Raw genomic sequence first — 19,854 nt, 5'->3', positions numbered from 1 at the left:
AATAGTAATAGGGGCTGTGGATATGTTGAAAACCATCTTAAGGCTAATAAGTACCTCATTTATGGAGTAAAAATTATTGTGGATAAGTGATGTAAAACTCACCACAGTTATCCACAATATCCACAGCTGTATATAAATTTATTAAGTTTCCACAAAGTATTAACTAATAGTTATAAACATATGTTAATAAGTCTAGTCTTGCTTAATTTTCTTTGTCAATTCTTCAATTGCATTTTCTAATGATTCATCTTTTTTGATATTTCCTGATATCTTTTCATAGGCATGAATAACAGTTGTATGGTCTCTTCCGCCAAACTCTTCACCTATCTTTGGTAAAGACATATCAGTTAACTTTCTGCATAAATACATTGCTATTTGTCTAGGGAATGCTATATTTCTAGTTCTTCTAGCTGATTTTAATTCTTCAACTTTTAAGCTATAGTAACTAGCTACGATATCTTGAATTAAGTCTATGGTTATTTGTCTTGAGTGCTTATTAGAAATAATATCTTTAAGAGCTTCAGAGGCAAGAGAAACTGTTATTTCTCTATTAGTGAGAGAAGAATATGCGACTACTCTAATCAAGGCACCTTCTAATTCTCTTATGTTAGATTTTATTTTATTCGCAATATAAACCATTACTTCATTATCTATATCTAAATTATCTACGTCCGCTTTCTTCTTTAAAATAGCTATCCTAGTTTCAAAATCTGGAGCCTGCATATCTGTAATTAAGCCCCATTCAAATCTTGATCTTAAACGATCTTCTAAAGTTGGTATTTCTTTAGGAGGTCTATCACTAGATAGAATTATTTGTTTATTAGCTTCATGTAATGCATTAAATGTATGGAAAAACTCTTCTTGAGTTCGTTCTTTACCTGCTATAAATTGAATATCATCTATAAGTAGTACATCTACATTTCTATATTTATTTCTAAATTCTTCGTTCTTATCATCTTTAATTGAGTTAATAAGTTCATTTGTAAATGTTTCAGATGTAACATAAACTACTTTACTTTTTGAGTTATGTTCTAATATATAGTGTCCTATAGCATGCATTAAGTGGGTTTTTCCTAATCCAACACCACCGTATATAAATAACGGATTATAAGCTCTTGCAGGAGATTCAGCAACTGCAAGTGATGCAGCATGAGAGAATCTATTACTGTTACCAATTACAAAAGACTCAAAGGTGTATTTAGGATTAAGTGTTGATGAAAGAACATCATTTACCACTACATTCTTAGAAGATCCATTCTCTTTAATATTCTCTTTTTTAGAATCTTTTTTTTCTTGAGATAGAATTATGAATTCTATATCGTACTCTTTAGATGTAAGGACTTTAAGTGAATTTATAATTAAGTCTCTATATCTATTTTCTAATATGTCTTTAGTAAAGTTATTGGGAACCCCTAATTTTAAAAGAGAACCTTCTGAAGATATAGGAGTAATACTTTTTATCCAGGTATTAAAACTAACCTCAGTCAACTCACCTTTTATTAAATTTACAGTTTTATCCCATATTTCTTTAAGTTGGACCTCCATTTTATATCCTCCGCTTTAAATAATTAAATACATTTATGTAATAAAAAAAATTTTTAAAAAGTTAATAAACACATTATCAACAAACATATCAACATAAAAAATGTCCACATTTAGTTTTGTTGACAAATATAAAATAAATTATTCACATGTTAATAAAGTTGTTTATAAATTATAATCAAAAAAAGTTATTAACATATAAAAAATATAAGTTATTCACATGTAAGTATCAATAAAAGTATTGATTTTATTATGTATATATACGAAAAAGGGTAAAGTGACCTATAAATCCAGAAGTTATACACAACTTTGTCCACAGACTGTGCATAACTTTTAGATAATCACAAATTATCAACAGTTCAACTTTAATAATATCAGAACGACAAGGTGTATTCAATAAGTTATCCACAAAAAACAAATAAAAAGCATAACTTTTATTCACAATACTTACCTAAATAGTTTTCTTGACATAATCATAGTAGAACTATATAATTTAATAGTAAAACCATAAATATGTGGTTTACAGCTAAAGGGCCAGTTATATATTCAAATATAAGATTTCATATTTAATAGAATTAAACTTGATTTTTAAGTTTACAATATAAAATATGAAATTAACCGTACATACGGATTAAGTGGCTGTGCTTACTATAGAATTACTATAGATAAGTAGTTTTCGTAAGTTTACAGGAATCTCATTGCAATTAGTAATGAGTTATTTATTTTAGGGATAAACAAATTAACTTTTGTATCCCAGCAAATAAAAAGTAAAGAAAGGGGTGGATTGGAATGAAGATGACACTACAACCAAAAAAGAGACAAAGAAATAAAGAGCACGGATTCAGAAAGAGAATGAGTACTGCTTCTGGAAGAAATGTTCTTAAGAGAAGAAAAAGAAAAGGTAGAAAAAGATTAACAGCATAAGGGCCGCTTTTGTGGCCTTTTTCTGCAGATGCAGAAAAACTTATCTAGGAGTAGTTTATAATGAGAGAAATAAAAAGATATAAACTAAGAAAAAACGCTGAATTTAGAATTGTATATAAACGAGGTAAATCTTTTTCTAATAAATACTTGGTTCTTTATGTTAAGAGAAATGGCAAGAATATAAACAGAATAGGAATGTCAGTGAGCAAAAAAGTTGGGAAAAGTGTAGTCAGAAATAGAGTTAGAAGACTTATAAGAGAGAGCTATAGATTGAATAGCTTGGATTTACAAAATGGATACGACATAATTGTATTAGCAAGAAACTCTAGCAAAGATTGTAATTACAGTACTATAGAAAAGTCTTTAATGGAATTATTTAAGAAGGCAGGGTTGCATAAGTAATTATGAAAAAACTTTTAATTTGCTCAATAAATTTTTATAGAAAATATATATCCCCAATGAAAGCACCTTGTTGCAGATTTTATCCAACCTGTTCTCAATATGCTTTAGAAGCTATTCAGAAATATGGAGCTTTGAAGGGTGGATTTTTAGCGATTAAAAGAATACTCAAATGTCACCCGTTTCATCCAGGTGGATATGATCCAGTTAAATGATATAATTAGGAGGGTTCAAAATTGGGTTTTTTAAATAATATATTTACTCAATTGTTTCAATTTATTCTTAATGGTGTTGGCTCACTAGTAGGTGGGGACCCTAACATTTCATATGGTCTTACAATTATAGTAGTAACGGCACTTTTAAAAATAATATTGTTACCATTAAACATTGGTCAAATGAGATCAATGAACAGAATGAATAAAATTCAACCTGAATTAAAGAAATTACAGGACCGTTATAAAAATGATCCTAACAAATTAAACTTTGAAATGAAAAAGCTTTACACAGATAATAAGATAAATCCTTTCGCAGGATGCTTACCTTTATTAATTCAATTTCCAATACTAATTGCGTTATATAATGTATTTGCAACTTTACCTGGAATTGAAGGGGTAAGATTCTTATGGATTAACGACTTATCTAAACCAGATGCTTTATATATTTTACCAATACTAGCAGTTGTATCAACATATTTATCTTCAATAATAATGCAGTCTAAGGATAGTCCACAGGCTCAACAAATGAAGATGATGAACATAATGATGGCTGGTATGATAGGATTTATGTCAATTAAGTTATCATCAGCTTTAGCAATATATTGGGTAGCAAATAGTATATTACAAGTAGTTCAAGTTCTTGGAATAAACAAGTATGAGAAGATGCAAGCAGCTAAGGAACCAGTGGCAAACACAGAAGTTGGGGTTCCTAAGTCTAAGCAAGGTGGTAAACCAAAATCTACTGAAAATAATGCTAATGATTATATAAAGAAAGATAACTCAAATAAAAAGAAAAAATAATAAAATTTATTATATAGTTATGAATAATGGCCTTCCTCGGAGGGCATTATTTATAGCAAAAATTTAGTTTGAAAGGCAGGTGCTGATACAATGAGATCTATTGAAATGTCAGGCAAAACTGTGGATGAAGCTATTGAGAAAGCCTTATTAGAACTTAAAACTACAAGAGATGAAGTAGAAGTAGAAATTTTAGAAAAAGGTAGTAAAGGATTACTATTTGGAATAGGAAGTAAGCCAGCTCAAGTTAAATTAACAGTAGTTAAGAATTATTGTAAAGAAGCTAGAGAATTTTTAGGGTCAATGTTAAAATCTATGAATATAGATGCTGATATTGATATTAAGGAAAAAAATAAAAATATAATCATTAATTTATCTGGTGAAGATATGGGTATTTTAATAGGATATAGAGGAGAAACTTTAGATTCTATACAATACTTAATTAGTTTAGTAATAAACAAAGATAGTAATGAGGAATACAGAAGAGTTATACTTGATACAGAGAATTATAGAGCAAAAAGGGAAGAGACTTTAATTAGATTAGCTAATAAAGTAGCTAAAAAAGTTAAAACTCAAGGTAAAACAGTAAAACTTGAGCCTATGAACCCTTATGAAAGAAGAATTATACATTCTGCACTTCAAGATAATAACACTGTTAAAACATATAGTGAAGGTGAAGAACCTTATAGAAAAGTTGTTGTTGAACTTAAAAAGAGAGCCTAGGGGCTTTCTTTTTTATTTACAAGGTTTATTTTAAAACTTAAAAATGGTGTATTAATACCTAACTTATAGTTTATTTTATTATAAATGATATAAAATTCTTCAATACTATTATTAAGTATTGAAATATGGATAAAATAAATAATAGGATGAGTGTTATAATCATTTATGTTTGTGCATTATTTTACGCATAAAACCTAAAAAACTATAAGAGTTAGGTAATTTAAGTTATAATATAAGTTAGTGAAAAAATAATAAAATATTATAATACATAATGTATCTTTATAAGATATAATTAATGGATGAAAAATAAAAGACGAATTAAGTTATTTAAGAATAATAAACTTATATTACATAATATCTAAGTGTAATACATAAAAGTTAGTTAATATAAAATATTTGATATGGAAGGTAAATATATGAAAGAATTTGATACTATTGCAGCAGTTGCTACAAGTATTGGGGAAGCTGGAGTTTCTATAATAAGAGTTTCTGGAGATAAAGCAAGAGAAATAGTTGATAAAATATTTGTAGCTAAGAATGGTAAGTCACTTATGGATATGAAGACTTACACTATGAGATATGGTCATATAATTGATGAAAATAAAAATTTAATAGATGAAGTTATAGTTTCTTTTATGAAAGGACCTAGAAGCTTTACTGCTGAGGACACTGTAGAAATTAACTGTCACGGTGGTCTTGTTGTAACTAATAGCGTTTTAAAGTCTGTTTTTAAGGCTGGAGCTAGATTAGCAGAGCCAGGTGAGTTTACTAAAAGAGCATTTTTAAATGGAAGAATAGATTTAAGTCAAGCTGAAGCAGTAATAGATATTATAAATGCTAAGACAGAGCTTAGTGCAAAGTCAGCATTAATGCAATCAAAGGGTAAAATATCTATAGAAATCAATGAGTTAAGAGGTAAACTTTTAGGTGTTATAGCTCACATAGAAGCAACCGTTGATTATCCAGAGGATGATTTAGAGGAAGTTACAGCAGAGAATGGAGTAATAGAGCTAAAAGCAGTACTTAATGAAGTGAATAGATTATTAGAAAGTGCTGAAGAAGGTAAAATAATAAGAGAAGGATTAAAAACAGTAATTGTTGGTAAGCCTAACGTTGGAAAATCATCCTTATTAAATGCCTTATTAATGGAAACAAGAGCTATAGTAACTGATGTACCTGGTACTACTAGAGATGTTATTGAAGAGTATATAAATATAGATGGTATACCGATTCAAATAGTAGACACAGCGGGTATAAGAGAAACTGAGGATATTGTCGAAAAAATAGGTGTCGAAAAGTCGAAAGAAAAAATTGAAGAAGCAGATTTAGTAATACTAATGTTAGACAGAAGTAGACAATTAGATGATGAGGATAAAGAGATAATAGAATATATAAAAGATAAGAAATATGTAGTATTATTAAATAAATGTGACTTAGAAGGAAGTATGAATGAAGCTGAATTAAAAAATCTTAAGCCTGAAAGCATAATAAGAACTTCAGCTAAAAACAGTGATGGACTAAAAGAGCTTAAAAACCTAATTAAAGACATGTTCTTTAAAGGAGAAGTAAGTGCAGAAGATGTATATGTAACAAACAATAGACATAAGGAAGCTCTGTATAATGCTAAATCTAATATTGAGAGCGCTATAGATACCTTAAATATGACTTTTGCTATTGATTTAGCATCTATAGATTTAAGAAGTGCTTGGACTAATTTAGGTCAAATAACAGGTGAGTCACTACAAGAGGATATTATAGATAAAATATTTGCAGAGTTTTGTTTAGGAAAGTAAGGTGGAGTTTATGAAATATCTAGGCGGAGAATATGATGTAATAGTTATTGGTGCTGGTCATGCAGGATGTGAGGCAGCATTAGCATCAGCTAGAATGGGATGTAAGACATTAGTATGTGCTATAAATATAGATAGTATTGCACTTATGTCATGTAATCCTAATATAGGTGGAACAGCTAAGGGACACTTAGTTAAGGAAATTGATGCTCTTGGTGGAGAGATGGGTATAAATGCAGATCATACCTATATACAATCAAGAATGCTTAATACTTCTAAGGGACCTGCAGTTCACTCTTTAAGAGTTCAAGCTGATAAAAAGAGATATTCTGAAAGAATGAAGTGGGTTCTTGAAAAAGAGGAAAATTTATATTTAAAACAACTTGAAGTAACAGAGATTTTAACAGAGAACGGAAAAGTAACAGGGGTTATGACTAAAAATGGAGCTTATTTTACGGCTAAAGCAGTTGTTATAACATCAGGTACATATTTAAAATCTAAAATTATAATAGGTGAAGTTAACTTTAATGAGGGACCAAGTGGATTATATCCAGCTAATGAGTTATCAAAGTGTTTAAGCGATTTTGGATTAAATTTAAGAAGATTCAAAACAGGTACGCCTGCTAGGGTTAATAAGAGATCCGTTGACTTTTCTAAAATGACAATACAACCAGGTGATGATAAGGTTGTGCCATTTTCATTTATGAGTAAAAATATTGAAAGGGAACAGTTACCTTGTTATTTAACTTATACAAATGAGGAAACTCATAATGTAATAAGAAGAAATATTGAGAGATCACCACTTTATAATGGATCTATAAAAAGTACTGGACCAAGATATTGTCCTTCTATTGAAGATAAGGTTATGAGATTTCCTGATAAGTTACAACATCAAATATTCATAGAACCAGAGGGTGAGTATACAGAGGAAATGTATGTTCAAGGTATGTCAAGCTCTCTTCCAGAAGAAGTTCAAATGGAGATGTTAAAAACTATACCAGGACTTGAAAATGTTGAGGTTATGAGAATAGGATATGCAATAGAATATGATTGTATTGATCCAACACAATTAAAACTTTCTTTAGAAACTAAAAATGTTGAGGGATTGTTTTCAGGTGGGCAAATAAATGGAAGTTCAGGATATGAGGAAGCAGCATCACAAGGTTTAGTAGCTGGTATAAATGCTGCTAGAAAAGTTAAAAACTTAGAACCTCTTATCTTAGGAAGATCGGATGCATATATAGGTGTTCTTATTGATGACTTAGTAACTAAAGGTACAGAAGAACCTTATAGAATGATGACTTCACGTTCAGAATATAGATTGTTATTAAGACAAGATAATGCTGATTTGAGATTAACTGAGATAGGGCATGAGATAGGTCTTGTAACAGAAGAAAGATATAATAGGTATTTGGATAAGAAAAAATCCATAGAAGAGGAAATAGAGAGAATAAAGGCACTACAAATAACTAATAAGAGAGAAGTTAATGAGTTTTTAGAATCTAAAAATTCAGCACCATTAAAGAAACCTGTTAACTTCTATGAGCTAATTAAAAGACCAGAATTAGATTATTTTATATTAGCTGACTTAGATACAGAAAGACCTGAACTTGAAGATGCTGTAATGGAACAAGTTAATATAGTATCTAAGTATGAAGGGTACATAGAAAAACAATTAGATCAAGTTAAACAGTTTAAGAAGTTTGAATCAAAGCAACTTCCAAATGAGTTAGACTACAGCAATGTTAAGGGTTTAAGAATAGAAGCAATTCAGAAATTAAACAAGATAAGACCTGTAAATATAGGTCAGGCATCAAGAATATCAGGTGTATCTCCAGCAGATATATCCGTGCTTATGATATATTTAGAGCAATATTATAGATAATAACTTAAGGGGGATTCCCCTTAAGTATATCTTTCTTTTAGTATATTTAACTTGAGTTTTTGGAAAGTTAAGTTATTATATAATATAAGAAAAACTTTAATAGTTATGAAATAATATGTATTTATTTTAAAAATATTAAATAAGCATAAAATATAATTCTTAAAAATAATTAATTAAATTTAAAAAATAACAAAAATTAAAAGTGTAATAAGTACATACATAATAAAAAATTAATTAATAAAAAAATAATCAAAAGATTTTATTTTGTTTTTTGTAAAATTTAATTATAAAAAAACAAAAATATGGAGGGCGAAGATGCAATATTATAATCTTTTAAAATTGGCTTTTGAAGATGCGGGATTAGAATTCAATGATGAAAAGTATAGCCAATTCATGAAGTACAAAGATATGATACAAGAGTGGAATCAAAAAATAAACTTAACTGCTATAACTGAAGATGAAGAAATAATAAAAAAGCATTTCATAGATTCTATCAAAGTATTTAAGTATGATAATTTTTCAAAGGGAAAGATGATATTAGATGTAGGTACAGGTGGTGGGTTCCCAGGTATACCTATAAAAATAGCAAATCCAGATTGTGAGATTGTTTTATTAGACTCATTAAATAAAAGAATAATATTTTTAAATGAGGTAATAAAAGAATTAGGGTTAAAAAATATTAAAGCTATTCATGGAAGAGCAGAAGAATATGCTGTTAATCCAGATTATAGAGAGCAATTTGATATAGTTGTTTCTAGAGCTGTTGCGAATATGTGTGTATTAAGTGAATTCTGTATACCATATGTTAAACCAAATGGTCATTTTATCGCTTTAAAAGGTCCTGCAGTAGAGGAAGAATTAAACGATGCAAGAAATGCTATAGGAATGTTAGGTGGAAAAGTAGAAAATGTTCAGAATGTGGATATAGAAGGTAGTGAACTTAATCATAATTTGGTAATTGTTAGAAAATCAAAGAATACACCTAATCAATATCCTAGAAAAGCTGGAATAATTACTAAAAAACCGTTAAAATAACAAATAGTTATTGCTAAAAATTAACATTATATGATAAAATAATAATATGAGTCATGGAATAAATTTGAATAAATTCTGATAAAAATTAATTTATTTCATTAAAGATAGATAAGTTATATGTATAATCAATATTTTACACCTATAAAAGATAGTAATATGTATAAAAACATAAAAAATTGTTTTGTAATTAGTAAGACTAATAATATTTGTAATTGAGGGATGAATATGGATAAGAGCATTAATTTAATTTCGGTTGATCTTATAGTACCTAACACATATCAACCAAGGCAATACTTTGATGAAGAAGCCATAGATGAATTAGCACAATCTATAGCTTCTTATGGTATAATTCAACCTTTAACAGTTAGAAAAATTGCCGATGATAAATATGAATTAGTTGCTGGTGAAAGAAGATTTAGGGCAGCGAAGAAATTAGGTTTATCAGAAGTACCTACAGTGTTAGTAGATATTAGTGATGGGGACTCTGCTGTTATAGCTCTACTAGAAAATTTACAAAGAGAAGATTTAAACTTTCTAGAAGAGGCTGAAGCATATCAAAATTTAATTAAAGAACATAACTATACACAAGAGCAATTGGCTAAGATAATTGGTAAGAAACAATCAACCATTGCTAATAAGTTAAGAGTATTAAAATTGGATAAATCCATAAGGAATATGCTAATAGAGAGTAATTTAACAGAGAGACATGGAAGAGCTTTATTGAAGTTACCATCTTTAGAGTTACAACTTACAGTACTACAGAAGGTAATAAAACGAGGACTAAATGTAAAGAAGACTGAGGAATTAGTAGAGTTAGAATTAGAAGCTCTTAAAGATATAGCTTATGATGGTAAGAAAAGAATAAAGGGCATATTTAATGCTAAGATATATATGAATACTATAAAACAGGTATTTGATAAGTATGGTATAAATGCAAATTATAAATCTAAAGAATTAGATGATTGTGTACAAGTTACTGTTACCATACCAAAGAATGAATTATAAATTTAAAATGTTTAGAGCTTAGATAAATAATTAATAAATATATTTTATATATTTATGGTTATTTACCTAGGCCTTTTTATTTTACTATGAATTTTAAAATTAAATTTCCTATATTTCCATTAAAATGTTTCACGTGAAACATTTTAATAATAAAAATTTGTTAATAAGGTAACAAAATACTTTAATTGTAGTCAGTATAAATATATAATTATATTATAGGAACTCAAAAGCAAAAAAATAAGAGATGTACAAGAATAGGAAAATATTTAAAGGAAATACATAGAAATTTGTTGTAATAATTTAATTATAATTTCTAATAAATGTACATTGATATTTGAGATTACAAAGTTAAAATATAAGGGTTTACTCAAAGGAGTACTTTGGAGAGTTGGAGGGGAATATGAAAAAGGTTTGTATATTTAATCAAAAAGGTGGAGTTGGAAAGACAACTTCTAATATAAATATATGTGCTTACTTAGCCCTAGAGGGATATAAGGTTTTAGCAATAGATATTGACCCACAAGGAAATACTACAAGTGGTTTAGGATTTGATAAGAAAACTTTAGACAAGTCAATTTACGATGTGTTAACAACAGATATGCCTTTAGAAGATGTAATTGTAGAAAGTCAACTTATAAATAACTTTTTCTTAGCTCCATCAACTATAGAATTAGCTGGAGCAGAAGTAGAGCTGGCACAAATAGAAAATAGGGAAAGTATATTAAAAGAAAAGTTAGCATCTGTACAGGATGATTATGACTTCGTATTTATTGATTGTCCACCATCTTTAGGTTTTTTAACTATAAACGCTTTAACAGCTGTAGATAGTGTATTAATACCTATACAATGTGAATTTTACGCATTAGAAGGCGTTGGTCAACTTGTTAATACAATAGAGCTTATTAAACAATCTCTCAATAAGGATCTTTATATTGAAGGGGTTATTATGAGTATGTATGACAGCAGAACTAGATTATGTAATGAGGTAGTAGCTGAAGTTAAGGCTTATTTTGGAGATAGAATTTATGAGAATACTATTCCAAGGAATATAAGACTAGCAGAGTCTCCTAGTTATGGATTACCAATTGTGTTATATGATAAATCTTGCAGAGGTGCTTTAGCATATGAAGCTGTAACTAAGGAATTTTTAAGTAGACAGGAGGCATAGCGAAATATGAATAAGAAGCATGGATTAGGGAGAGGATTAGGTGCTTTAATACCAGATAATAAGGTTGTAGAGACTCCTAACAATAGTCTTATAAAGGAAGTAAGAGAAATCAATAAAAATGAAAAAGAGAATTCTTTATTAATGTCTATTAATAAAATAAAAGCAAATTCTAAGCAGCCTAGAAAAAACTTTGATAATGATAAAATTGATACTTTAGCTAGCTCCATAAAACAACATGGAATTATACAGCCATTACTTGTAAGAAGAGATAGAAGTGAGTATATTGTAATAGCTGGTGAAAGAAGATGGAGAGCTGCTAAAAAGATTGGACTTAAGGAAGTACCTGTTATAGTAGTTGAAGATATAGATGATAAAAAGGTTTTAGAATTATCTTTAATTGAGAACATTCAAAGGGAAGATTTAAATCCTATTGAAGAGGCATTAGCTTATGAAGAATTGAAAAGTAAGTTTAACTTAACACAAGAACAACTAAGTGAAAGAATAGGTAAATCTAGAACGGCTATTACTAACTGTCTTAGACTTCTTAACTTAGATGTAAGAGTTCAAGAGTACATTATTGATGGAATAATAAGTGAAGGTCATGGAAGAACTATCTTAGCTATGGATGATAAAGAAATACAATACAAAATAGCTCAGAAAATAATAGATGAAGATTTAAGTGTAAGAGAAACTGAAAGGCTAATAAAAGTATTAAAGGAAGGTAAGAAGGAAAGCCAACCTAAAGAAAAAGAATTTAGTCCATATTTTAAAGACATAGAAAATAGATTGCAGGACCATTTTGGAACTAAGGTTAGTTTATCATGCAATAACAAACAAAAGGGAAAAATACAAATAGAGTATTATTCTCAAGATGAGTTACAGAGAATATTAGAAATCTTAAAAATAGCAGATTAATGTTTCACGTGAAACATTTTGGAGGACATATTAAATGAAAGAGGAAATTTTTAGACTTATAAGTGAGCATATAGAGTTATTAAGTTTAGCATTAGTTGGAGCGGTAATATTACTTTTATTATTAAATCTAATTTTAATAATAAAAACTAGTAAATTAAAAAAGCAATATAAAGCTATGGTTAAAGGAAATAGTAAAAAAAGTATAGAAAGTTCTATAACTCAGTATTATGAAAAAATAGATAACTTTGAAGAAAAGTTTGAGGGATTTTACAATGATTTTAATCAGCTAAATAGTAGAATTGAAAAGAGCATTCAAAAGGTTGCAGTTACTAGATTTAAAGCTTTTGAAGATATTGGATCAGATTTAAGTTATTCTATTGCACTATTAGATAGTAATGATGATGGAGTAATATTAACAGGTATATTTGGAAGAAATGAAAGTACAACATATGCTAAACCAATAGATAAAGGTATTTCAAGATATGAATTATCTCAAGAAGAAAAACAAGTTTTAGAACAAGCTAGAAATTCAAGTAAAATTACTCTTTCAAGATAAGATTAAATATTATGGGTTGCATTAAATTAAAATAAAGCAGTTATAACTTAAACATAATTATAATGAGAAAAGTAGTTTTAATATAATAGGGCTATTGCAGTTTTGCAATGGCTCTTTATTTTTATACTCATGTATTAAAGTGCACATAAATGGAAATACTATCTAAAGAGGTATTAATATAAAACTTAAGTTCAAACTTATATTTAAGATAAAATAGAATACTATCAGGAGAGTATTATGAAAATTTATGTTCAAGAAGATAAGAATAAGTTAAAAGAAAATTTATCACAAAGAGGTTATACTTTAGTAAATAATGAAAATGAACCTTGTGATGCAATAATATGTGATTTAAAAAGAAAAGGTTTAGGTCATATAGTTAAAAATATTCCAGGTAGTAATACTGGTACATTAATAATAGACAGTGGAAGTAAATCAGTAGATGACATTGAAAATATATTGAATAATAAAATATATAGTGACTTATAAAAAATAAAATCTCCAATTTGGAGATTTTATTTTTAGGGGTTTGGGGGAGTAATTATATAAATAAATGTTTCACGTGAAACATTATTAACAAACTTCATCTTCTAAAGCCTCAGAGTGTTTTTTGCCACCCATAGATTTTAGTATTGCATGATATAATGAGGTTGATATTGCTTCAGCTAACATCATAACTGTGTACAAGCGTGTGTTTTGTAGCACAGAGAAATCAGATGGGCCTGTTATATTAACAATACCAATTATACTTAGATCTCCAACTGAAGGAAGATTTTTATTTAATGCAGCTCCAGGATTTATAGGAGTTGTATCTAAAACTATATATCCAACATTATGAAGTGAGCCTAAACAGGCATCAATTGCTATTATATATGGATCATTAAATGTTGATTTTATAGTAGTTATTACATTTTCTATATTTTGAGCATGAATAGGATTCTCTAAATTACCGAATATATGAATCCTCTTACGACTAAGAAATTTTAATTTTTCTCCAACTAGTGGACCTAAACAATCGCCAGTTGCTCTGTCTGTGCCTATACACAAAATAACAATATCACGTTTAGACTTAATAGCAGGACATAAATGTTCACATATGCTATCCCTTAGCTTCTTTATATTTTTACTATCTATAGAATCAAAAATTAACTTCTTCATTAAATTCACCTCCTATTTTAATAGTTACCAAAATATAGTAAAAGTATTCAGCGAGAATAAAAATATAATAAAAGAAGTTTTTATCAAAAAATAACCACTTAAAATAATGGATATTTTAAGTGGTTATTTTAAAAAGTTAAATCTATTAATTTACTACTAGCTTATTTAAAGAATATCAGTATTAATTTAATTTATAATTCAAATTAAGTAAATTTAATATTCTTAAATAGTAATTAAGTATATTGTTTTAAAACTTTATTTATTGAATCTACAGCATAATGGATATCTCTTAGCTCATTGAAAGCACCAAAACTAAATCTAATAGTACCCTTTGGATAAGTTCCTATAGTCTTATGAGCTAAAGGTGCACAATGTAATCCTGTTCTTGTAGTTATTCCAAATTCATTATCTAAATAGAAACCAAGTTCTGAGTTATCCATTTTACTAGAGTTTAAAGAAACAACAGCAGTTCTATTAGAGACATCCTTAAAACCATATAGTTCTATAGAATCTATATTCATAACTTCATCAATAAACTTCTGACAAAGCTCATCTTCATGTTCTCTGATTACATCTATACCGGTAGAATTTATGTAATTTATACCAGCAAGTAAACCAGCTATACCTGGAGTGTTTAAGGTACCACATTCAAATTTATCAGGTAAGAATTCAGGTTGAATAACATCAGAAGATACACTTCCAGTTCCACCTTCAATAATAGTATTAACAGATGAATTAAGTTTGTCATCAATCAAAAATCCACCGATACCTTGAGGACCTAATAAACTTTTATGTCCAGTAAAAGTTAATGCATTACATCCTAAAGCATTAAAATCTAAATTTAAAACACCAGCTGTTTGAGCTGCGTCTATTATAAAGAATATGTCCTTTTCTTTACAAATTTGACCAACTAATTCTAAAGGTTGAATACTTCCAACTAAATTTGAAGCATGAGATAAAACTATAAGCTTTGTATTAGATTTAATTTTACTTTTTAAATCCTCAATATCTAGTACCCCCATAGGAGAACACTTAACTATATCAAGTTCAATTATTCCTGCTTCTTTTAACGTATGTAGTGGTCTTAAGGTTGCATTATGATCCATAGCTGAAGTTATAACGTGCCAACCCTTTTGTACAACACCTTTAATTAATATATTTAAAGATGAAGTTATGTTCGAAGTGAAAATTACATTTTCTGTTTTATCAAATTTAAATAAGTCACAAAGTGCCTCTCTGCATTGAAAAACAACTCTATTACCTTGGAATGAACTTTGAGAAGCTCCTCTTCCAGGATTTGAACCAACATTAGTCATATAATTCATAACAGCTTGAGGTACTTCCACAGGTTTTGGAAAAGTAGTAGCTGCGTTATCTAAATAAATTTTCATAAGAGTTCCCCCTATAATTTAATGATAATAGTCACATATTAATTATAAAATAATTATAACATAAAAGATAATATAAAAAGGTTATATTTCATATAGACATATTATATTAAAAATATTTATAGATAATCGATTAACTATTACTATATTTAATAGGAAATAAAAGCCTTAATTATTAGTGTAAAATTATAAAATTTGTTATAATAAAATCATGGATAAAGAATAAGTTTTGGATTTTAAAATGTTACTTTTATCTATGCGTTTAACTTTCAAAAAGAATATATAAGTTTTAATAGAGTTTTAGTAAGGATATTATTATAGGTCTAAATAGGCCTAAATATAACTAAGAATTTTAATTGATATATATTAATGAAAGCGTATAAAAAAATTTCTAATAAGAATTTATAAATTAAATAAAAATACGGTAAATAAAAATGGGAGGGAATCATTTATGAAACAATTAATCGATTGCAGAGGCTTGAACTGTCCGATGCCTGTTATAAACACTAAAAAATATTTTGATACAATAGAATTAGGGGTAGCAGAAGTTATTGTAGATAATGAAATAGCTAAAAATAATATTGTTAAATTTGCTAATACTAATGCTTTAGAAGTATCTTTTATAGAAGAGGACGGAAACTTTAAATTAACTTTAATAAAAGGTGAAGCAGCTTTAACACTTGAAGAGAATACTACTGATAAAAATGGGAAATTTACAGTTGTTATAGGTCAAGATAAACTTGGAAATGGTGACGATGCATTAGGAGAAATTTTAATAAAAGGATACATATTTGCATTATCAGAAGCTGATGTAATACCAACAGATATATTATTCTTTAACAGTGGAGTAAAATTAGCAGTTGAGGGGTCAGTTGTTTTAGATAGCTTAAAAGCTCTTGAAGAAAAGAATGTAAGAATACAAGTATGTGGAACTTGCTTAGATTTTTATAACTTAAAAGATAAGTTAGCTATTGGTGAAATAAGCAATATGTATTCAATAGTTGAAACTATGAATTCTTCAGATAAGGTTGTAAATATTTAACAAAACGAAAGATGAAAAAGGAATAGGTGATAAGTGTGCAATACTATATAGTTACTTTTATTAATACTCATGAGGCTATAAAAGCTGAATCAGAAGCTAAAAAGGTTGATATGAAATTCAATGTAATACCAACACCAACTCAAATAAGTAAAAGTTGTGGCATAAGTCTTAAGGTGGATGAAGAAAATATGCCTAAGATATATGAACTTATAGAAGCTGATAAAATTGTATATAAAAATATTTATTATAAAAATGAAAATAATGAAATAGAAGTTATAAAATAAATTTAATATGTAAGTTGAATAATAAAAAGAAGGGATGGCTATAATTTAAATGGTCATTCCTTTAATTTCCTGTACCGAAGGCCAAATAATCACTTTTAGTTGAGTTTATATAAGAAGATTTAGTATAATAGTAGAATATAGATTATTATAATAAATTTGTAATAGATTTCATCACATAAAAAAACTTAAATTGGGGTGATTATATTTTATGAAGGACATAAATGTAGGTGACATAGTAGAGATGAAGAAGACACACCCATGTGGAAGTAGCAACTGGGAAATTATCAGAGTGGGTGCAGACATAAAGATAAAATGTCTAGGATGCAAAAGAATAGTAATGATGACAAGATCAGAATTCGAGAAAAGAATGAAGAAACTAGTAGAAATTGGTCAATAAAATAAAAAAATATTTATTGATTTATTATCTATAAGATGATAGAATTAATAGGTGAATTCCCTGCTATATTCTTTAGTAATATAGCCGTGAGTCCAAAGGGAGGAGGTGAAACTAATGAGATCATATGAAGCAATGTTCATTTTAAGACCATCATTAGACGAAGAGGCTGTTAAAGCTAACGTTGAAAAGTTCAAAGGTATAATCGAGAACAATGGTGGAGAAATTGAAAATGTTGATTTATGGGGTAAAAGAAGATTAGCTTACCCAATAAGCAAAGTTAACGAAGGTTACTATGTGTTAGTCAACTTCAAAGGAAACTCTGAATTACCAAAGGAGTTAACTAGAAATTTCAAAATATCTGATGACGTAATCAGAGACATGGTTGTTAAAATCGAAAACTAATTATAATAGGTGGTGTAATAAAGGTGAATAAAGTAGTTTTAATTGGTAGACTTACAAAAGATCCTGAATTAAAATTCACGCCAGGTACAGGAACGGCAGTGGCCACCTTTACAATTGCTGTAGACCGTAAGTTTAAACGAGAAGGTCAACAGGAAGCAGATTTTATTCCAATAGTTGTTTGGGGCAAAGCCGCAGAGAACACTGCAAATTACATGAGTAAGGGCAGACTTATTGGAATAGCTGGAAGAATCGAAACAAGAAGCTATGAGGGCAAGGATGGTATCAGAAGATACGTTACTGAAGTTGTAGCTGATGAGGTTCAGTTTTTAGATAAGGGTAGTAAACAACCAGATACAAATAATGGTTACGGATTCCAAGATTCAGGCTTTGGTGGAAACCAAAGTACTCAAGGATTTACTCCAGCTGAATCAAATTTTGGAAGTGAAGTTACCCCAATGGATGATGATGACATACCATTTTAATATGGTAAATTGGTAATAGGAGGTAAGATTGATGGTTGGTCAAGGTCAAAAGAAGCAAAACGTTAGAAGAAAGAAGAAAAAAGTATGTTCTTTCTGTATGGATAAAGCTCAACATATAGACTACAAAGATATTAATGTTCTTAAAAAGTACATAACTGAAAGAGGTAAAATTCTTCCAAGAAGAATCTCTGGAAACTGTGCTAAACACCAAAGAATGTTAACTCTAGCTATAAAAAAATCAAGAAACGTTGCTTTATTACCATTCACAATGGAATAAAGAGCATATATATAAACAGTACCCCGTTGGTGCTGTTTTATTTTTTACCTTATAATGTAAAATTACTGTAATAAAGTTAAACTTTAGTTGCACAAATATTCAAAAATAAATAAAATAGATATATAGGTAGTAAAGGGGATGATTGCTTTGAGAAAAGAAGACTTTAATATTATGGCAAATATAACAGCCATAGAAAAATTAAAGGCCGAATTGATATGTATAATCGGTGATTTGTTTAAAGTTTTATGTAAGGGAAGTAACATAGCTCAAGATGCCATATTAAATTGTATATCTGGGGCAATAATATTATTATACTTATTAGCTAATAGATTAGGATACTCTCACATTGCGGTAGATGAGTGTATGAAAAGAAAATTAAAAGAGGGTATTATAGAAGAGGATCCTTTGGAGAAAGATAATAAGGATCTAACTAAGTTATATTCTCACTTAAAGGACAGAGATTTTGGAGGAAAAAATGAATATTAAGGAAGAAAATAAATTTGCTCCTTTACAGATAATTTTATTTAGCATATTGGCATTTTTAATAGTTCCCATATGTGCTGTAAGGGGAAGTGTAAATTTATTTGCAACTACTTTAGTACCTATTATAATTGCTATGGTATATTTGAGATTTAATTTTATAAAGACAGCCTTTATAATGATTATATCTACTATTGTATCTGCAATTTATATTAATCCTATATTATCAGTTCAAGCATTAATCTTATATGGTAGCATAGGTTTAGTACTAGGATACTGCTTTAAGAAAGTTAATAACCCATATAAATCTTTTGTTATTCTAGTGGCTACTACCATAGTAGCTATTTTACTAATAGCATTACTATATGCAGTTGTAAACAAAACATCCTTTGTAGGAATAGCTCAGCTATACGTAGATTCTGTTATGAATAAGGTTGAGTATCTAAAAGAATTATATATTAGTGTTGGTATGTCTGAGGTACAGTTAGAATCTTTAGATATTATAAAACAAATAATAACTACAAAAAATGTTTTGATTTCATCACCAGGTATGCTTATGGCACTTGCTATAATATCTAGTGTCATCAATTATATTATAGGAAAAAAGGTTTCAAATAAATTAGGATATAATATTAAACAATTAAAATTTAGTGAGATATATGTTACTAATTTATTAGGTGCATTATTTATTGGATTATTTGCTATGGGTATAATTGTAAGCTTTAAATTTGTAAATATTGGAGAGTTCTTAAAGTATGGAAGTTTAGGCGTTTTAAGAATGATGCTTATTTTAAATGGATTAGCAGCTATATCATATTTATTTACTAAAAAATTAAATAAGAGCACAAAGAAAACATTTTGGTTACTAGCTATAACTGTAATACTTGGAGCTAATCAAGTTTATGCTTTAATTGGATTTATAGAAATGATGTTTGATTTTAGAAAACTAGATCCTTTCAGCTTAACTAAAAATAGAAAAAGTGTGAGGTAAT

At 28.3% G+C, this 19,854-nt stretch carries 24 protein-coding genes; 21 read left to right on the top strand and 3 right to left on the bottom strand.

The features are described 5' to 3' along the window. Positions 1–192 precede the first annotated feature (192 nt). Positions 193–1,545, bottom strand: a complete 1,353-nt coding sequence (gene dnaA / locus BUA48_RS14300; protein WP_072832742.1) for a chromosomal replication initiator protein DnaA — start codon at positions 1,543–1,545, stop codon at positions 193–195. 786 nt (positions 1,546–2,331) lie between these two features. Here dnaA and rpmH point away from each other — a divergent pair. The 13 genes from rpmH (at position 2,332) to BUA48_RS14235 (ending at position 13,441) form a co-directional block, all read left to right on the top strand. After that, positions 2,332–2,466: a 50S ribosomal protein L34 gene (gene rpmH / locus BUA48_RS14295; protein WP_072832741.1), complete on the top strand. Its 135-nt coding sequence runs from the start codon at positions 2,332–2,334 to the stop codon at positions 2,464–2,466. Positions 2,467–2,535: 69 nt separating this feature from the next. Further along, complete coding sequence (rnpA, locus tag BUA48_RS14290; RefSeq protein WP_072832753.1) at positions 2,536–2,868, top strand: ribonuclease P protein component; 333 nt, start codon at positions 2,536–2,538, stop codon at positions 2,866–2,868. A 2-nt stretch (positions 2,869–2,870) separates the two neighbouring features. After that, the gene (gene yidD, locus BUA48_RS14285; protein WP_072832740.1) at positions 2,871–3,080 is read left to right on the top strand and encodes a membrane protein insertion efficiency factor YidD; all 210 of its coding nucleotides are present in this window, start codon (positions 2,871–2,873) and stop codon (positions 3,078–3,080) included. Between the two features lie 21 nt (positions 3,081–3,101). After that, entirely contained in the window at positions 3,102–3,881 is a 780-nt protein-coding gene (yidC, locus tag BUA48_RS14280; protein WP_072832739.1) for a membrane protein insertase YidC, read from the top strand. Between the two features lie 90 nt (positions 3,882–3,971). Beyond that, a complete protein-coding gene (jag, locus tag BUA48_RS14275; protein WP_072832738.1) occupies positions 3,972–4,601 on the top strand; it encodes an RNA-binding cell elongation regulator Jag/EloR in 630 nt (209 codons plus the stop codon). A 416-nt stretch (positions 4,602–5,017) separates the two neighbouring features. Further along, entirely contained in the window at positions 5,018–6,394 is a 1,377-nt protein-coding gene (gene mnmE, locus BUA48_RS14270; protein WP_072832737.1) for a tRNA uridine-5-carboxymethylaminomethyl(34) synthesis GTPase MnmE, read from the top strand. Between the two features lie 10 nt (positions 6,395–6,404). After that, positions 6,405–8,276: a tRNA uridine-5-carboxymethylaminomethyl(34) synthesis enzyme MnmG gene (mnmG, locus tag BUA48_RS14265; protein WP_072832736.1), complete on the top strand. Its 1,872-nt coding sequence runs from the start codon at positions 6,405–6,407 to the stop codon at positions 8,274–8,276. A gap of 315 nt (positions 8,277–8,591) precedes the next feature. Beyond that, positions 8,592–9,311: a 16S rRNA (guanine(527)-N(7))-methyltransferase RsmG gene (gene rsmG / locus BUA48_RS14260; RefSeq protein ID WP_072832735.1), complete on the top strand. Its 720-nt coding sequence runs from the start codon at positions 8,592–8,594 to the stop codon at positions 9,309–9,311. A 225-nt stretch (positions 9,312–9,536) separates the two neighbouring features. Continuing rightward, positions 9,537–10,316, top strand: coding sequence for a nucleoid occlusion protein (noc, locus tag BUA48_RS14255; RefSeq protein WP_072832734.1), 780 nt, complete (start codon positions 9,537–9,539; stop codon positions 10,314–10,316). A 400-nt stretch (positions 10,317–10,716) separates the two neighbouring features. Further along, positions 10,717–11,484, top strand: a complete 768-nt coding sequence (locus BUA48_RS14250; RefSeq protein ID WP_072832733.1) for a ParA family protein — start codon at positions 10,717–10,719, stop codon at positions 11,482–11,484. Between the two features lie 6 nt (positions 11,485–11,490). Then, entirely contained in the window at positions 11,491–12,399 is a 909-nt protein-coding gene (locus BUA48_RS14245; RefSeq protein ID WP_072832732.1) for a ParB/RepB/Spo0J family partition protein, read from the top strand. Between the two features lie 34 nt (positions 12,400–12,433). Continuing rightward, positions 12,434–12,955, top strand: coding sequence for a DUF4446 family protein (locus BUA48_RS14240; RefSeq protein ID WP_072832731.1), 522 nt, complete (start codon positions 12,434–12,436; stop codon positions 12,953–12,955). Between the two features lie 237 nt (positions 12,956–13,192). Beyond that, a complete protein-coding gene (locus BUA48_RS14235; protein ID WP_072832730.1) occupies positions 13,193–13,441 on the top strand; it encodes a YkuS family protein in 249 nt (82 codons plus the stop codon). An 84-nt stretch (positions 13,442–13,525) separates the two neighbouring features. On the opposite strand, the gene yyaC is transcribed toward BUA48_RS14235, so the two are convergent. Both yyaC and BUA48_RS14225 read right to left on the bottom strand, forming a co-directional pair. Beyond that, positions 13,526–14,110, bottom strand: coding sequence for a spore protease YyaC (yyaC, locus tag BUA48_RS14230; protein WP_072832729.1), 585 nt, complete (start codon positions 14,108–14,110; stop codon positions 13,526–13,528). 233 nt (positions 14,111–14,343) lie between these two features. After that, entirely contained in the window at positions 14,344–15,501 is a 1,158-nt protein-coding gene (locus tag BUA48_RS14225) for an aminotransferase class V-fold PLP-dependent enzyme (protein WP_072832728.1), read from the bottom strand. A 448-nt stretch (positions 15,502–15,949) separates the two neighbouring features. Here BUA48_RS14225 and yedF point away from each other — a divergent pair, with 448 nt between their 5' ends. The 8 genes from yedF to BUA48_RS14185 all read left to right on the top strand — a co-directional run bounded on the left by yedF (position 15,950) and on the right by BUA48_RS14185 (position 19,853). Beyond that, positions 15,950–16,540, top strand: coding sequence for a sulfurtransferase-like selenium metabolism protein YedF (gene yedF / locus BUA48_RS14220; protein WP_072832727.1), 591 nt, complete (start codon positions 15,950–15,952; stop codon positions 16,538–16,540). Positions 16,541–16,575: 35 nt separating this feature from the next. Beyond that, complete coding sequence (locus tag BUA48_RS14215; RefSeq protein ID WP_072832726.1) at positions 16,576–16,824, top strand: putative Se/S carrier protein; 249 nt, start codon at positions 16,576–16,578, stop codon at positions 16,822–16,824. 208 nt (positions 16,825–17,032) lie between these two features. After that, entirely contained in the window at positions 17,033–17,221 is a 189-nt protein-coding gene (locus BUA48_RS14210) for a DUF951 domain-containing protein (protein ID WP_072832725.1), read from the top strand. Between the two features lie 114 nt (positions 17,222–17,335). Continuing rightward, complete coding sequence (rpsF, locus tag BUA48_RS14205; protein ID WP_072832724.1) at positions 17,336–17,623, top strand: 30S ribosomal protein S6; 288 nt, start codon at positions 17,336–17,338, stop codon at positions 17,621–17,623. Positions 17,624–17,646: 23 nt separating this feature from the next. Next, complete coding sequence (locus BUA48_RS14200; RefSeq protein WP_072832723.1) at positions 17,647–18,105, top strand: single-stranded DNA-binding protein; 459 nt, start codon at positions 17,647–17,649, stop codon at positions 18,103–18,105. A 31-nt stretch (positions 18,106–18,136) separates the two neighbouring features. Continuing rightward, positions 18,137–18,382 carry a 30S ribosomal protein S18 gene (rpsR, locus tag BUA48_RS14195; protein ID WP_072832722.1) on the top strand — a complete coding sequence of 82 codons (246 nt, stop codon included), beginning with the start codon at positions 18,137–18,139 and terminating at the stop codon, positions 18,380–18,382. Positions 18,383–18,529: 147 nt separating this feature from the next. Continuing rightward, complete coding sequence (locus BUA48_RS14190) at positions 18,530–18,868, top strand: MazG-like family protein (RefSeq protein WP_072832721.1); 339 nt, start codon at positions 18,530–18,532, stop codon at positions 18,866–18,868. Beyond that, positions 18,858–19,853: a DUF2232 domain-containing protein gene (locus tag BUA48_RS14185; RefSeq protein WP_072832720.1), complete on the top strand. Its 996-nt coding sequence runs from the start codon at positions 18,858–18,860 to the stop codon at positions 19,851–19,853. Before BUA48_RS14190 ends, BUA48_RS14185 begins: the two co-directional genes overlap by 11 nt. Position 19,854: the final 1 nt, after the last annotated feature.

It is taken from the genome of Clostridium collagenovorans DSM 3089 (assembly GCF_900130005.1).
GTDB lineage: Bacteria > Bacillota > Clostridia > Clostridiales > Clostridiaceae > Clostridium_D > Clostridium_D collagenovorans.
This window is presented reverse-complemented; position numbering and strand designations above follow the sequence as displayed.

Coding starts and splice junctions, on each gene's coding strand:
- dnaA (WP_072832742.1), bottom strand. CDS start 1,545: ATGGAGGTCCAACTTAAAGAAATATGGGATAAAACTGTAAATTTAATA.
- rpmH (WP_072832741.1), top strand. CDS start 2,332: ATGAAGATGACACTACAACCAAAAAAGAGACAAAGAAATAAAGAGCAC.
- yidD (WP_072832740.1), top strand. CDS start 2,871: ATGAAAAAACTTTTAATTTGCTCAATAAATTTTTATAGAAAATATATA.
- jag (WP_072832738.1), top strand. CDS start 3,972: ATGAGATCTATTGAAATGTCAGGCAAAACTGTGGATGAAGCTATTGAG.
- mnmE (WP_072832737.1), top strand. CDS start 5,018: ATGAAAGAATTTGATACTATTGCAGCAGTTGCTACAAGTATTGGGGAA.
- mnmG (WP_072832736.1), top strand. CDS start 6,405: ATGAAATATCTAGGCGGAGAATATGATGTAATAGTTATTGGTGCTGGT.
- rsmG (WP_072832735.1), top strand. CDS start 8,592: ATGCAATATTATAATCTTTTAAAATTGGCTTTTGAAGATGCGGGATTA.
- noc (WP_072832734.1), top strand. CDS start 9,537: ATGGATAAGAGCATTAATTTAATTTCGGTTGATCTTATAGTACCTAAC.
- BUA48_RS14250 (WP_072832733.1), top strand. CDS start 10,717: ATGAAAAAGGTTTGTATATTTAATCAAAAAGGTGGAGTTGGAAAGACA.
- BUA48_RS14245 (WP_072832732.1), top strand. CDS start 11,491: ATGAATAAGAAGCATGGATTAGGGAGAGGATTAGGTGCTTTAATACCA.
- BUA48_RS14240 (WP_072832731.1), top strand. CDS start 12,434: ATGAAAGAGGAAATTTTTAGACTTATAAGTGAGCATATAGAGTTATTA.
- BUA48_RS14235 (WP_072832730.1), top strand. CDS start 13,193: ATGAAAATTTATGTTCAAGAAGATAAGAATAAGTTAAAAGAAAATTTA.
- yyaC (WP_072832729.1), bottom strand. CDS start 14,110: ATGAAGAAGTTAATTTTTGATTCTATAGATAGTAAAAATATAAAGAAG.
- BUA48_RS14225 (WP_072832728.1), bottom strand. CDS start 15,501: ATGAAAATTTATTTAGATAACGCAGCTACTACTTTTCCAAAACCTGTG.
- yedF (WP_072832727.1), top strand. CDS start 15,950: ATGAAACAATTAATCGATTGCAGAGGCTTGAACTGTCCGATGCCTGTT.
- BUA48_RS14210 (WP_072832725.1), top strand. CDS start 17,033: ATGAAGGACATAAATGTAGGTGACATAGTAGAGATGAAGAAGACACAC.
- rpsF (WP_072832724.1), top strand. CDS start 17,336: ATGAGATCATATGAAGCAATGTTCATTTTAAGACCATCATTAGACGAA.
- rpsR (WP_072832722.1), top strand. CDS start 18,137: ATGGTTGGTCAAGGTCAAAAGAAGCAAAACGTTAGAAGAAAGAAGAAA.
- BUA48_RS14185 (WP_072832720.1), top strand. CDS start 18,858: ATGAATATTAAGGAAGAAAATAAATTTGCTCCTTTACAGATAATTTTA.